The sequence below is a fragment of the Streptomyces sp. NPDC002306 genome (genome assembly GCF_053593435.1).
This window is the reverse complement of record NZ_JBSFCK010000001.1, coordinates 852,449-865,886: the sequence shown is the minus strand read 5'-3', so window position 1 is coordinate 865,886 and position 13,438 is coordinate 852,449. Positions and strand designations below refer to the sequence as shown.

Annotated in this window: 10 protein-coding genes and 2 pseudogenes; 3 read left to right on the top strand and 9 right to left on the bottom strand. The window is 70.9% G+C overall.

The genetic code is table 11. The features are described 5' to 3' along the window. Positions 1-119 precede the first annotated feature (119 nt). Positions 120-1,359: pseudogene (mgt, locus tag ACWCQK_RS03725) on the top strand (macrolide-inactivating glycosyltransferase). Positions 1,360-1,412: 53 nt separating this feature from the next. Here mgt and ACWCQK_RS03720 read toward each other — a convergent pair. Beyond that, the gene (locus ACWCQK_RS03720) at positions 1,413-3,659 is read right to left on the bottom strand and encodes an MMPL family transporter (RefSeq protein WP_451151465.1); all 2,247 of its coding nucleotides are present in this window, start codon (positions 3,657-3,659) and stop codon (positions 1,413-1,415) included. Positions 3,660-3,985: 326 nt separating this feature from the next. Here ACWCQK_RS03720 and ACWCQK_RS03715 point away from each other — a divergent pair, with 326 nt between their 5' ends. Both ACWCQK_RS03715 and ACWCQK_RS03710 read left to right on the top strand, forming a co-directional pair. After that, the gene (locus ACWCQK_RS03715; protein WP_451151463.1) at positions 3,986-4,528 is read left to right on the top strand and encodes a DUF1697 domain-containing protein; all 543 of its coding nucleotides are present in this window, start codon (positions 3,986-3,988) and stop codon (positions 4,526-4,528) included. Positions 4,529-4,558: 30 nt separating this feature from the next. Further along, a complete protein-coding gene (locus ACWCQK_RS03710; protein ID WP_451151461.1) occupies positions 4,559-5,581 on the top strand; it encodes a ketopantoate reductase family protein in 1,023 nt (340 codons plus the stop codon). Positions 5,582-6,164: 583 nt separating this feature from the next. Here the strand turns inward: ACWCQK_RS03710 and ACWCQK_RS03705 are convergent. From ACWCQK_RS03705 to cysC, 8 genes and pseudogenes are all read right to left on the bottom strand, one after another. Beyond that, positions 6,165-6,554: pseudogene (locus ACWCQK_RS03705) on the bottom strand (calcium-binding protein); the annotation flags it as partial. Positions 6,555-6,830: 276 nt separating this feature from the next. Then, positions 6,831-7,580: a sirohydrochlorin chelatase gene (locus ACWCQK_RS03700; RefSeq protein ID WP_451151459.1), complete on the bottom strand. Its 750-nt coding sequence runs from the start codon at positions 7,578-7,580 to the stop codon at positions 6,831-6,833. 8 nt (positions 7,581-7,588) lie between these two features. After that, complete coding sequence (locus ACWCQK_RS03695; RefSeq protein WP_451151457.1) at positions 7,589-8,479, bottom strand: ABC transporter permease; 891 nt, start codon at positions 8,477-8,479, stop codon at positions 7,589-7,591. After that, positions 8,466-9,269 carry an ABC transporter ATP-binding protein gene (locus ACWCQK_RS03690; protein WP_451151455.1) on the bottom strand — a complete coding sequence of 268 codons (804 nt, stop codon included), beginning with the start codon at positions 9,267-9,269 and terminating at the stop codon, positions 8,466-8,468. The genes ACWCQK_RS03695 and ACWCQK_RS03690 overlap by 14 nt, the downstream gene beginning before the upstream one ends. A 12-nt stretch (positions 9,270-9,281) precedes the next feature. Then, positions 9,282-10,388, bottom strand: a complete 1,107-nt coding sequence (locus ACWCQK_RS03685; protein ID WP_451151453.1) for an aliphatic sulfonate ABC transporter substrate-binding protein — start codon at positions 10,386-10,388, stop codon at positions 9,282-9,284. A 234-nt stretch (positions 10,389-10,622) separates the two neighbouring features. Next, the gene (locus ACWCQK_RS03680) at positions 10,623-11,957 is read right to left on the bottom strand and encodes a sulfate adenylyltransferase subunit 1 (protein ID WP_451151451.1); all 1,335 of its coding nucleotides are present in this window, start codon (positions 11,955-11,957) and stop codon (positions 10,623-10,625) included. Between the two features lie 2 nt (positions 11,958-11,959). Next, complete coding sequence (cysD, locus tag ACWCQK_RS03675; protein ID WP_451151449.1) at positions 11,960-12,904, bottom strand: sulfate adenylyltransferase subunit CysD; 945 nt, start codon at positions 12,902-12,904, stop codon at positions 11,960-11,962. Beyond that, positions 12,901-13,437, bottom strand: a complete 537-nt coding sequence (cysC, locus tag ACWCQK_RS03670) for an adenylyl-sulfate kinase (RefSeq protein ID WP_451151447.1) — start codon at positions 13,435-13,437, stop codon at positions 12,901-12,903. The genes cysD and cysC overlap by 4 nt, the downstream gene beginning before the upstream one ends. Between the last annotated feature and the right edge of the window lies 1 nt (position 13,438).

Here is a 13,438-nt window from a genome sequence, read left to right as displayed (position 1 = left end):
ACCACCGCCGAACGCTCGCCGCCCCCGCCGAACGCCCACCACGAGCGCTCGGCGCCCACCACCGCCGAGCGAGCCCGTCCCGCACCGCACCGCACCCAGGCATCCCACCGCTTTTCCGGTTGCACGAGACGTCTCGTCTCGTCTACCGTCGATCGCATGACCACCCCCGCCCACATCGCCATGTTCTCCATTGCCGCCCACGGTCACGTGAACCCGAGCCTGGAGGTGATCCGTGAACTCGTCGCGCGCGGACACCGGGTCACCTACGCGGTGCCGCCCGTGTTCGCGGACAAGGTCGCCGCGATCGGCGCCGAGGTGAGGCCCTGGCACTCCACGCTGCCCGGGCCCGACGACGACCCGGCCGCCTGGGGAAGCACCCTGCTGGACAACGTCGAGCCGTTCCTGGACGACGCCGTCCAGGCCCTGCCCCGGCTGGCGGAGGCCTACGACGGCGACGAACCCGACCTCGTCCTGCACGACATCGCCGCCTACCCGGCCCGTGTTCTCGCCCACCGCTGGGGCGTGCCCGCGATCTCCCTCTCGCCCACCATGGTCGCCTGGGAGGGCTACGAGGAGGAGGTCGCCGAGCCGATGTGGGCGGAGCCGCGCGAGACCGAGCGCGGACGGGCCTACTACGCCCGCTTCCGGGCCTGGCTGGAGGAGAACGGCATCACCCGGCACCCCGACGCGTTCGCCGGGCGCCCCGACCGCTCCCTCGTACTCATTCCCAAGGCCCTCCAGCCGCACGCCGACCGGGTCGACCAGCGCGTGTACACCTTCGTGGGCGCCTGCCGTGCCGACCGCGCGCCCGAGGGCGAGTGGCGGCGGCCCGCGGACGCCGGGAAGGTGGTGCTCGTCTCGCTCGGGTCGGCCTTCACCAAGCGGCCCGGCTTCTACCGGGAGTGCGTACGGGCCTTCGGTGACCTGCCCGGCTGGCACCTGGTGCTCCAGATCGGCCGGCACGTCGACCCGGCCGAGCTGGGCGACGTGCCGGCGGGCGTCGACGTACGGTCCTGGGTCCCGCAGTCCGCGATCCTGGAACAGGCCGACCTGTTCGTCACCCACGCGGGCGCCGGCGGCAGCCAGGAGGGACTGGCCACCGCCACGCCGATGATCGCCGTACCGCAGGCCGTCGACCAGTTCGGCAACGCGGACCTGCTCCAGGGCCTCGGCGTCGCCCGGCGCCTGTCGACCGAGGAGGCCACCGCCGAGACCCTGCGCGCCACCGCCCTGTCCCTGGTCGGTGACCCGGAGGTGGCCCGTCGGCTGAGGGAGGTCCGGGCGGGGATGGCACAGGAGGGCGGCACCCGACGGGCAGCCGACCTGATCGAGGCCGAACTGCCGCCACGACGGTCATGAGTGAGGGCCCGTCGGTTCCCCCGGGAAACCGACGGGCCCTCGGACAACGGGCGTCAGACCCTCAGCGGCTCACCCTCGTCCCGCACCGGGGCGGCCACCACGGCCTCCGCCGACTCGTCGTGCGTGAGGTCGGGCATCCGGTTCAGCCACTTCGGCAGGTACCAGTTGCGCTCGCCGAGCAGCGCCATCACCGCCGGGAGCAGCACACCCCGGATGACCGTCGCGTCGATGAGCACCGCGGCCGCGAGGCCGACGCCCATCTGCTTCATGGACTGCATGGACAGCGTTCCGAAGATCGCGAACACGGCGACCATGATGACGGCGGCACTGGTCACGACACCGGCCGTGGTGACCACACCGTGCTGGATCGCGTCCTTCGTCGTCCGGCCGCGCAGCCGCGCCTCGCGGATCCGCGAGACCACGAACACGTGGTAGTCCATCGACAGGCCGAACAGGATCACGAAGAGGAACAGCGGCAGCCAGGTGACGATGGCGCCGACCCCCTCGGCGCCAACCAGCGAAGCGCCCCAGCCGTGCTGGAAGACGGCCACGAGGATGCCGTACGCCGCGCCCACCGAGAGCAGGTTCAGCGCGATCGACGTGATCGCGACGGTCAGCGAGCGGAACGACAGCAGCATCAGCAGGAAGGCGAAGACCACGACGAACGCGAAGACCGGGACGACCGAGCCGACCAGCTGTTCGTTGAAGTCGTGGTTGCCCGCGACCCCTCCGGTGACCGGGGCCTGCACACCGGCGACCTTGCCGAGCGTGGCGGGCCGCACCTCGTCGCGCAGCTTCTCCAGGCTCGCGCTCGCCTTGTCCTGGTCGGAGCCGCCGACGAGCGGGACGTAGACGAAGGCGACGTTCTGCGTGTCGTGCAGCTTGATCTCGACCGGACCGCGCGAGGCGCCCGAGCTGATCGCCTGCTCCTTGAACCGCGCGAGCGCGCTCTTCACCTCGGGAGCGTTGATGTCCCGCGCCTTGACGACGACCTCGGCCGGCTCGGAGCCGCCGGGGAAGGCCGCGTTGACGCGGTTGTACGTCTGCACGATGGACAGCGAGTCGCCGAACTCCTGGTCCAGCGTGAGGTTCTGGGTCTTCATGCCGACCGCCGGAGCCGCGATCGCCAGCAGCGCGCCGGTCGCGACCACGGCGGAGACGACCGGCTTGGTCAGCACAGCCTTGAGGACCGCGGTCCAGAACCGGCTGTCCCCGCCGCCGGAGCGCCGGCGCCGGCCCAGGAACGGGATCCTGCCCTTCTCGACCCGCTCGCCCAGCAGCGAGAGCAGCGCGGGCAGCACGGTCACCGAACCGACCATGGCGACCGCGACGACCATCAGCGAGGCCAGACCCATCGCCTCGAACTCGGCGAGCCCGGTGAAGAGCATGCCCGCCATCGCCACGCACACCGTGACACCCGAGACCACGATCGCCCGGCCGCTGGTCGCGGCGGCGATCCGCAGGGCCGTTCGCGCGTCCCGGCCGGCCTCGCGCTCCTCGCGCTCCCGGCGCAGGTAGAACAGGCAGTAGTCGACGCCGACGGCCAGACCGACCAGCAGCATCACGGAGTTGGCGGTGTCGCTCATCGGCATCACATGGCTGACGACGCCCATCAGGCCCATCGTCGCCATGATCGCGGTGATCGCCAGGGCGACCGGCAGCAGCGCGGCCACCAGCGCGCCGAAGGCGATGAGCAGAATGCCGAGGGCCACCGGCACCGCGGAGATCTCGGCCTTCTGGAAGTCGTCCCCGAACGCGTCGTCGAACGTCTTCATCATGCTGGCGCTGCCGATCTCCTCGACCCGCAGCGACGTGTGCTTCTCGCCGACGCCCTCGACGGCCTTCAGGACGGACTCCACCCGCGTCCCGGCGGTCTCGGCGTCGCCGCGCATGTCGAACTGCACCAGCGCGCTGCGGCCGTCCTTCGAGATCGTCTGCGTGTCGTACGGCGAGGTCACGTCCGTGACCCTGCCGGTGGCCTCCACCGCCGCGATGACATCGGCGACCGCGGTCCGGAACTCGGTGTCGGTGGCCTTGACTCCGGCGTCCTTGCCCTGGATCAGGACCGTCTCGCCGGCCGGCTCCTCGATCCCCGCGTCCTCGATGATCCTGGCGGCGGTGTGCGTCTCGCCCTTGAGCTGGTCGCTCTCGTCGACGTCGACCCGGCCCACGGCCGAGCCGAGCCCCATCGCCAGGACGACGAACAGTACCCAGATCCCGACGGCCGCCCACCGGTGCCGGGCGCTCCAGCCGCCGGCCCGGGCGGCGAGCCCCCGCACCCGTGAATCTGCGTTCCCCATGACGGGCCTGCCCCCTCGTCCGCGGTGACAGCCCCTGCCGCCACCTTTCGTTTCGAAGGTAGGGCGCGGATAAAGGCATCTCGTCGTACTGCCCGGTGACGTCGGGTGGGCCCGGCTCATCCCCTCGGACCGCGCCGTCTCCGCACTGGGGACGACGACGGTCCCTTACACGCATCCGGGCCCGTCGGGGATGTGGATCAGGGGCGGGCGGTTGTGCCGCATGCTGACCAATGAGTAACTTACGTTGCCCGGCCCGGGACCGGCCGGGTCCGGACGGTCGTCGTGCCGACCCCCACGAGGCACGGCGACCGCTCTAGGCTGTACGGATGACGACGTACGCGGCACTCCTGCGCGGGATCAACGTGGGCGGCAGCAGGAAGGTCCCGATGGCGGACCTGCGCACCCTCATGACGGGCCTCGGGTACGACGGTGTGCGTACCCATCTCCAGAGCGGCCAGGCCGTGTTCACCTCCGGCCACGGCGACGGGGAATCCCTCGCGGCCGAGATCGCGGGGGCGATCGAGCGGCACTTCGGCTTCCCGGTCGACGTCATCGTGCGCGACCACGCCTACCTGAAGGCGGTCCACGACGCCTGCCCGTTCCCGGCCGCCGAACTCCAGGGCAGACAGCTGCACGTCACGTACTTCTCCGAGCCCGTCGACGCGGCCCGCTTCGCCGGGGTCGATCAGGCCGCGTACCTGCCCGAGGAGTTCCGCCTCGGCGACCGCGCCCTGTACCTGTACGCCCCGGACGGCCTGGGCCGTTCCAAGCTCGCCGAGCAGTTGGCCAGGCCACGGCTCACCAAGGGCCTGACCGCCACCACGCGCAACTGGAACACCGTCGTGAAGCTGGTGGAACTGACGGGCTGACCGGGCCGGCCGGTGTGCGAGGCTCGGTCCATGCGCTACATCATCATCGGGGCAGGAGCGGTCGGCGGCACCGTCGGCGGACGACTGGCGGGAGCCGGGCACGAGGTCGTGCTCGTCGCGCGGGGCGCGCAGCACACGGCGCTCAGGGACGACGGGTTGCGCCTGAGGGTGCCGGAGGGCGAACTGACGTACCGGCTGCCGGTGGTCGACGGGCCGGGCCCGCTCGGCGAGTTGCGCGCGGACGACGTCCTGGTCCTCGCCGTCAAGACACAGGACAGCGAGGCGGCGCTGGAGGCCTGGGGCCCGGCGCCGGTCGCCGGTGGCGGTACGGCCGCCGAGCGGCTGCCGCTGGTGTGCGCGCAGAACGGCGTGGAGAGCCAGCGCCTGGCCCTGCGCCGCTTCCGGCGGGTGTACGGGGTCTGCGTCTGGCTGCCGTCGACGTACGTGGAACCCGGCGTCGTCTCCGCGGCCGGCAGCCCCCTCACCGGCATCCTGCATCTGGGGCGGTATCCGCGGGGCACCGACGCCACCGCGCGGGCGATCGCCGCCGACCTGGAGAAGTCCGGCTTCGAGGCGCCGCTGCCGCCGGACGTGCGCCGCTGGCAGTACGCCAAGCTGCTGGGCAACCTCGTCAACGCCGTCGAGGCCGTCAGCGGACCCCTCACGGACGCCGAGGGCGCGGCCCTGTACGCGCGGGTGCGCGCCGAGGGCGAGGCGGTGCTGGACGCCGCCGGGATCGCCTACGCGAGCGACCAGGAGCAGCGTGAGGCCCGTGGCGACAAGGTCACCCTGGTGCCCCTGCCCGGCGCCCCGCGCGGGGGTGGCTCCTCATGGCAGTCCCTCGTCCGGGGCACCGGCACCATCGAGGCGGACCACCTCAACGGCGAGATCGTGCTCCTGGGGCGGCTGCACGGGGTGCCTACGCCGGTCAACGAGCTGCTCCAGCGGCTGGCCAATCGGTTCGCGCGCGAACGGCGGGCCGCCGGCTCGATGCCGGTCGGCGAGCTCGTCCGGCTGGCCGACGAGGCCGCCGCGTCCGATCGAGAGGCCTGACGCGGGCTGTCCGGCGGCCGACGGCGGGAACCCGTGTCAGAGCGCCGCGGCGGACCGCCGAACGCGGAGCCGGAAAGGGGGGACCGACGCCTGACACGCGTACGGCCCCGGGAATTCCCGGGGCCGCGTGACACCACTTATCGCACGTCGATGGAATCGAGGTGCGATAAGTGGTCGCGGGGTTACTGGAATCACCGAAGAAGGTGTAGCGGAATTGGCCGTCCGCGGTGGCCTTCACCGTGGTCCTCAGATTTCCCCTGCCGTCGGTCCTGACCGTCTTGAGCGTCGCGAAGGTGTCGGTCCCCTTCTTGCGGAACTGCAACTTCACCGGCTGTCCCGTATAGGCGACGTTCTTGCCGGCGGTCCAGCTGGCGTGGGTCAGCCGCCCGGTGACGGTGAGCGTCCTGCCCTTCTTCACCGGCTCGGGAGCGGCGTCGACGGTCACCTGCGCGGAGCGCTGCACCCGGGCGGTGCCGAACGCCTCGCGCAGGACGTGGTCGCCGTCGTTGGCGACGGCCGCGGTCCAGATCTTCCACGTCCCGGCGAGGGAGTTGTCGAGGTCGGTCCTCGCGTCGACCTCGATCTTGACCTCGCAGGTCGACATCGTGGCGTTGATCTCGTAGCAGGTGCCGATCTGCGCCCTGCTCAGGTCCGGCAGCAGGATGCCGTCGGCGTGGCGGATGTCGGGCCCGTGCCACAGAGCGGCGTAGGCGTCCTGGATGCCGGAGTCGTCGGTGGCCGTCACCCAGATCGTGAACGTCTTCTTCTGGGTGGCGGCGACCACGACGTTGTTGTTGCCGCCGACGCTGGTGGCCGTGATCTTCGTGTCGCCCCGCGTCTCGTCTCCGCGGGCGGCGGAGAGTGGCGCGGTCTTCGAGGCGGCCGGCTTCGGGTCGGCCTGGGCGGTCGGAGCGGCGAGGGCGGAAAGAGCCAACGCGGCGGTCACGATGCCGACGGCGGCGGGTATGCACATGTTTTTCCCCACGTCTGAGCCTGGTCGCGGACGCCTGTTCCGGCGCCCGGATCCCTGGTGTGCAGGTGAAGTCGAATGACTCGACAGACCAGACAGGGGAAGAATGCCGAAGGTTGCCTGAACCGGGGAGGTTTATCCGGACGGCGGCTCTCCCGTTCGTCGGCGACGCGACCGGTTTCCCGGCCGCCGTCCACCTGGCCTCCTACGCCGGTCCCACCCCGGCCCGGCGATCGACCGAAAGGGGTGGAGGACCGGGACCCTCTCGCCGGGCGGGCGTCACGCCCCCATGGCCGCCAACGTCGGTGTGCGTGCCGCGTCGTAGCGTTCCAGCAGGACCCGTGCCACCTCCGGAGCCGGACCCAGCACCTCGGCCAGGACGTCCGCGTCCGCCGCGCCCCGCGCGATGCGGTCCGGCAGGAAGCCGGGGGCCAGCACATAGGGGGCGACGGCCACCCGCGCGCACCCCAGCGCCCGCAGCTCCCGTACCGCGTCCTCGGTGCGGGGCAGGGCCGCGGAGGCGAACGCGGGCCGCACGGCGCGCCAGCCGGTGCGCCGCCACTCCCGCGCGAGGTCCGCGATCACCGCGATCGCCTCCGGGTCCGTGGACCCCGCCGAGGCCAGGACGATCCCGGTCGAGGACTTGTCGGCGGGCGTCAACCCCGCCTCGTACAAACGGCGTTCCAGCGCGGAGCGCAACAGCGGCGACGGGCCGAGCACCTCCGCCTGCCGGATCCGCAGCCGTGACGGCGCCTCCCGCAGGACCGCCGGGATGTCCGTCTTCGCGTGGAACGCACGGGTCAGCAGGAGGGGGAGGGCGACGACATCCCGTACGCCCTCCGCCGCCAGCGACTCCAACACGCCTGGGACGGAGGGGATGTTGAAGTCCAGGAAGCCGGTCTCCACCCGCAGCCCCGGCCGCAGCGACCGTACCCGCCGGACGAGGGCGTGCACGGTCGCCGCGTGCCGAGGATCGCGGCTGCCGTGGGCGATGACCACGAGCACGGGACGGGGGACCGGACGGCGCATGGGGCGACTCAGCTCTTCACCAGCAGCCCACGGCTGCGCAGCACCCACCGCTCCAGCGGACTGAAGATCAGCAGGTCGATGGCGATACCGACGAACAGGATGAGCAGGATGGCCTCGAACACCATGGCCATGTCGCCGTTGGTGCGGGCGTTCTCCAGCAGCTGGCCCAGACCGACGCCCAGGTCGGGGAAGACCGCGATGATCTCCGCCGCCATCAGCGAGCGCCACGAGAACGCCCAGCCCTGCTTCATGCCGGCCACATAGCCCGGCAGCGCGGCCGGCAGGGTGACGTGCCAGATCCCCTTCAGACCGGTCGCGCCCATCGTGCGGCCCGCCCGCAGGAACAGCGGCGGTACCTGGTCGACGCCGGACACCAGACCGTTGGCGATGGAGGGGACCGCGCCGAGCAGGATCACCGCGTACATCATCGAGTTGTTCAGACCCAGCCAGATCACGGCCGGCGGCACCCACGCCACCGACGGCAGCGACTGGAGCCCGGACAGGATGGGTCCGATGGCCGCGCGGACGAACTTCACCCGCGCCACTAGCAGACCCAGCGGCGTGCCGATGAGCAGCGCGAAGCAGAAGCCCAGCAGACCGCGCGAGACGCTGGTCCAGATGTAGTCGAGCAGGTTGCCCTGGAGCCAGGCGTCCTGGATCGCCCGCCAGACCGCCGCGGGCGACGGCAGCTTGGTCGGATCGTCGACGATCTTCAGGGAGATCAGGCCCTGCCAGACCACCAGGACCACGAGGATCGCGGTGACCGGCGGCACGACCTTGCTGACGAAGGTCTGCCGGAACGGCGTACGCCCGGTGGGCGTGACCTCCAGCGCGTCGAGGCCCGCCCCGATGCCGGGCAGGTCGGCGGCCGCCGACGTCGTGGTCTCAGTGCTGGCCATGGCGGCGGATCTCCCCACGCAGGACTTCGGTGATCTCGACGGACAGTTCCGCCACGGGGGCGTCCTCGATGCGGCGCGGCTGCGGGATGTCCACCGTCCACTCGCGGGCCACCCGGCCCGGACGGGAGGACAGCAGGACCACACGCTGCGCGAGCCGCACCGCCTCGCGCACGTTGTGGGTGACGAACAGGACGGAGACCCCGGTCTCCGCCCAGATGCGGGTCAGCTCGTCGTGCAGCACGTCCCGCGTGATCGCGTCCAGCGCCGCGAACGGCTCGTCCATCAGCAGCAGGCCGCTCTCCTGCGCCAGCGCGCGGGCCAGCGCCACCCGCTGCCGCATCCCGCCCGACAGTTCGTGCACCCGCTTGCCGTACGCGCCTTTCAGCCGGACCAGTCCGAGCAGCTCCTCGGCCTTGCCGCGCCGCTCGGGCTTCGCCACGCCCCGCATCTTCAGGGCGAGTTCGATGTTCTTGCCCGCGCTGAGCCACGGGAAGAGGGCGTGCTCCTGGAACATCAGGGCCGGGCGGCCGTCCGTGGTGATGGCGCCGGCGGTGGGCCGGTCCAGGCCCGCCACCAGGTTCAGCAGTGTGGACTTGCCGCAGCCCGAGGCACCCAGGAGGGTGACGAACTCACCCGGCGCGACATCGAGGCTGATGTCGTCCAGGACGAGCTGCTGTCCGCCCGGTACCGCGAAGGACTTCGAGACGTGCTCGAGGCGTGCCGCGTGTCCGACGGACTGGTCCGCCGTGGCGAGGGTCGTGGCCATGGTCGTCACCTCCTGGGTACTCATCGGGGACCTCGGTCAGCTCACGCCGAGACCGGCGTCGTCGACCGCGCTGTCACCCTGGGCCTTGAGGACCTTGTTGAGCAGCGAGAGGTCGTAGATGCCCGACAGGTCGGGCTTCTCCAGCAGACCGGCCTTGACGGCGTGCTCCGCCTCGGTGCCGAGGGTCGCGGCCAGCGGGTCGTTGGTGAACTGGATCGACTTCCACGCCGGGTCCAGGACCGCGGCCGACAGCGCCTTGCCCGAGTCGACCTCCAGCTGCTTGTTCGCCGCGGCCTTCGCCTCGTCCGGGTTGGCGTTGATCCACTTGTTGGACTCGACCGAGCCCTTCAGTACGGCCTCGACGACCTTCGGGTGCTCCTTGAGGAACTTCTGCGACACGATGATGTTCGTGATCACGAACTTCTTGTCGGGCCACAGCGTGGCCTCGTCGAGGATCGCCTTGCCGCCCTCGGCGACCAGCTTCGAGGCCGTCGGCTCCGGCACCCACGCGCCGTCGATGGAACCGGCCTTGAAGGCGTCCGGGGTCACCTTGTTGTCGCTGCGGACGACCGTGACGTCACCCTTGCCGCTCTGCGCGTCGACCTTCCAGCCCTGCTCGGCGATCCAGTTGAGGAACGCCACGTCCTGGGTGTTGCCGAGCTGCGGGGTCGCGATCTTCTTGCCCTTGATGTCCTTGAGGGACTTGATCTTGTCCGGGTCGACGACCAGCTTCACCCCGCCGGACGCCGAACCGCCGATGATGCGCAGGCTCTTGCCGGCGGACTTGGTGTAACCGTTGATCGACGGGGAGGGGCCGATCCAGCCGATGTCGATGGAACCGGCGTTGAGCGCCTCGATCTCGGACGGACCGGCGTTGAAGGTGGCGTACGAGGCCTTGGTGGCGCCGAGCTCCTTCTGGAAGATGCCCTGTTGGCGGCCGACCAGCGCGGTCGCGTGGGTGAGGTTGCCGAAGTAGCCGATCTTCACGGAGTCCAGGCCGTCGATCTTCTGGGATCCGGCGGCGACCTTCTCGTTCGCGTTGGTGTCCTTGGCGTCGGAACCGTAGCCGCAGGCGGCGAGGGTGAGCAGGGGCAGCGCGGCGACGACCGCGAAGGCGGAGCGAAGGGCGGATTTGGCAGGCACGGGAGGCTTTCCTCTCGTTGGCCCGGCGGTCACGTCTCTCAGGTCGTGGCCGGGAGGTCGGCAGACGGTCTTCGTCTTTTCCGAGACGTCGGGTGGGGGGACAGGGCGCGCAGGCGGTGCGCGTACGTCAGCGCGTACATCGCCCGACTCCGCCCTGTCCGCTGCCGAGGGCGCCGCTGCCGACGCGGCCGCCCTCCTTCGCGAACGTCGAGAAGTAGTCGTTGGTCCACATGATCAGAAGTCCCAACCGTCGTCTTCGGAGGGGTCCTTGACGGGGTCCGGCGCGGCGAAGGACTCGCCGACCATGCCCGCGGTGAGCGTGGTGCCGTCGCTCGGGTCGATCAGGATGAACGAACCGGTGCGGCGCGAGTCGGCGTAGGAGTCGACCGGCAGCGGCTCGGCGGTGCGGATCTTCACCCGGCCGATGTCGTTGGCGACGAGCTGTCCCGGGTGCGGGTGCAGGGAGAGGTCGTCCAGGGTGAGGCGGGACGGGATGTCCTTGACGATCGCCTTGACCGTACGGGTGCCGTGCTTGAGCAGCACGCGGTGCCCGACGGTCAGCGGCTGGTCGGCCACATGGCAGACGGTCGCCTCGATGTCCTGCGTGGTGGGCGGCGCGTCCTTGCTGGGCACGATCAGGTCGCCGCGCGAGATGTCGATGTCGTCCTCCAGCAGGAGGGTCACCGACTGCGTCGTCCACGCCACGTCCACCGGATCGCCGAGGACGTCGATGCCGGAGATCCTCGTCGAACGGCCGGACGGCAGCACCGTCACCGGTTCGCCGACCCGGAACGTACCGGCCGCGATCTGGCCCGCGTACCCCCGGTAGTCCGGGTGTTCGGCGGTCTGCGGCCGGATCACGTACTGCACGGGAAGGCGGGCGTGGCAGTGCGCCAGGTCGTGGCTGACCGGCACCGTCTCCAGGTGCTCCAGCACCGTCGGACCGCCGTACCAGTCCATGTTCGCGGACGGCTCGACCACGTTGTCCCCGGCGAGCGCCGAGATCGGGATCGCGGTGACCTCGGGGACGCCCAGTTCGGTCGCGTACGCCGTGAAATCCTCGGCGATCGCGGCGAACACCGACTCCTGGTACTCGACGAGGTCCATCTTGTTGACGGCGAGGACGGCGTGGGGGACGCGGAGGAGGGCGGCGATGGCGGCGTGGCGGCGGGTCTGTTCGACGACGCCGTTGCGGGCGTCGACGAGGATGACGGTGAGTTCGGCGGTGGAGGCGCCGGTGACCATGTTGCGGGTGTACTGCACATGGCCGGGGGTGTCGGCGAGGATGAAGCGGCGTCGGGGGGTGGCGAAGTAGCGGTAGGCGACGTCGATGGTGATGCCCTGTTCGCGTTCGGCGCGCAGGCCGTCGGTGAGGAGGGCGAGGTCGGGTGTGTCCTGGCCGCGGCCGGCGGAGACGCGCTCGACGGCTTCGAGCTGGTCGGTGAGGACGGATTTGGAGTCGTGCAGGAGGCGGCCGACGAGGGTGGACTTGCCGTCGTCGACGGAGCCGGCGGTGGCGAAGCGCAGCAGGGTGGTGGCGGCGAGTGCCTGGGTGGTGGTGGCGCTCATGGCTAGAAGTACCCCTCGCGTTTGCGGTCTTCCATCGCGGCTTCGGAGAGTTTGTCGTCGGCGCGGGTGGCGCCTCGTTCGGTGAGGCGGGAGGCGGCGATCTCGGTGATGACCTGGTCGAGGGTGGTGGCGTCGGAGTCGACGGCGCCGGTGCAGGACATGTCGCCGACGGTGCGGTAGCGCACCCGGCGCTTCTGCGCCGTCTCGCCGTTCTTCGGGCCGCCCCAGTCGCCGGCGGTGAGCCACATTCCCGCCCGCTGGAACACCTCGCGTTCGTGGGCGAAGTAGATCTGGGGCAGGTCGATGTGCTCGCGGGCGATGTACTGCCAGACGTCGAGTTCGGTCCAGTTGGAGAGGGGGAAGACGCGGACGTGTTCGCCGGGGGCGTGGCGTCCGTTGTAGAGGTTCCAGAGTTCGGGGCGCTGGCGGCGGGGGTCCCATTGGGAGAACTCGTCGCGCAGTGAGAACACCCGTTCCTTCGCGCGGGCCTTCTCCTCGTCGCGGCGGCCGCCGCCGAAGACGGCGTCGAACTTCTCCGCCTGGATCTTCTCCGTGAGGGGGAGGGTCTGGAGGGGGTTGCGGGTGCCGTCCGGGCGTTCCTTGAGGACACCGCGGTCGATGTAGTCCTGGACGGAGGCGACATGGAGCCGCAGCCCGTGTGCGGCGACCACCCGGTCGCGGTACTCCAGGACTTCGGGGAAGTTGTGCCCGGTGTCGACGTGCAGGAGGGAGAAGGGCACGGTGGCGGGAGCGAACGCCTTCAGCGCCAGGTGGAGCATGACGATGGAGTCCTTGCCGCCGGAGAACAGGATCACCGGTCGTTCGAACTCGCCCGCCACCTCGCGGAAGATGTGCACCGCCTCGGACTCCAGCGCGTCCAGGTGGCTGAGGGTGTACGGGCCGGCCGTGCCTTCCTCGCCCCCCTTGACCTCGGCTGCGGTCGTCATACCAGTCCCCTCTCGCTGAGCAGCGCGTACAGCGACGCCGCGGACTCCTGCACGGTCTGGTTCTGGGACTCGATCCGCAGATCGGGTGACTCGGGCGCCTCGTACGGGTCGTCGACCCCGGTCAGCCCCGTGAGTTCGCCCGCGGCCTGCTTGGCGTACAGGCCCTTCACATCGCGTACCGAGCAGACCTCGACGGGGGTCGCGACATGCACTTCGAGATACGCCGCTCCGCTCTCCTGGTGCCGCTTGCGCACCGCCTCCCGGCTGTCCGCGTACGGCGCGATCACCGGTACCAGGGCCTTGACGCCGTTACGGGCGAGCAGTTCGGCGAGGAAGCCGACGCGCCGCACGTTGGTGTGCCGGTCCTCGCGGCTGAAGCCGAGGCCCGCCGAGAGGAACTCGCGGATCTCGTCGCCGTCGAGCACCTCGACGCGGTGGCCGTCCTCGCGCAGCCGTCCGGCCAGCTCGTAGGCGATGGTGGTCTTGCCGGCGCTCGGCAGACCCGTGAGCCAGACGGTGGCTCCGGTCGTCACG

Bases quoted from the DNA above. Each gene is read 5' to 3' on its own strand.
- ACWCQK_RS03720 (WP_451151465.1), bottom strand. From the start codon at position 3,659: ATGGGGAACGCAGATTCACGGGTGCGGGGGCTCGCCGCCCGGGCCGGC.
- ACWCQK_RS03715 (WP_451151463.1), top strand. From the start codon at position 3,986: ATGACGACGTACGCGGCACTCCTGCGCGGGATCAACGTGGGCGGCAGC.
- ACWCQK_RS03710 (WP_451151461.1), top strand. From the start codon at position 4,559: ATGCGCTACATCATCATCGGGGCAGGAGCGGTCGGCGGCACCGTCGGC.
- ACWCQK_RS03700 (WP_451151459.1), bottom strand. From the start codon at position 7,580: ATGCGCCGTCCGGTCCCCCGTCCCGTGCTCGTGGTCATCGCCCACGGC.
- ACWCQK_RS03695 (WP_451151457.1), bottom strand. From the start codon at position 8,479: ATGGCCAGCACTGAGACCACGACGTCGGCGGCCGCCGACCTGCCCGGC.
- ACWCQK_RS03690 (WP_451151455.1), bottom strand. From the start codon at position 9,269: ATGAGTACCCAGGAGGTGACGACCATGGCCACGACCCTCGCCACGGCG.
- ACWCQK_RS03680 (WP_451151451.1), bottom strand. From the start codon at position 11,957: ATGAGCGCCACCACCACCCAGGCACTCGCCGCCACCACCCTGCTGCGC.
- cysD (WP_451151449.1), bottom strand. From the start codon at position 12,904: ATGACGACCGCAGCCGAGGTCAAGGGGGGCGAGGAAGGCACGGCCGGC.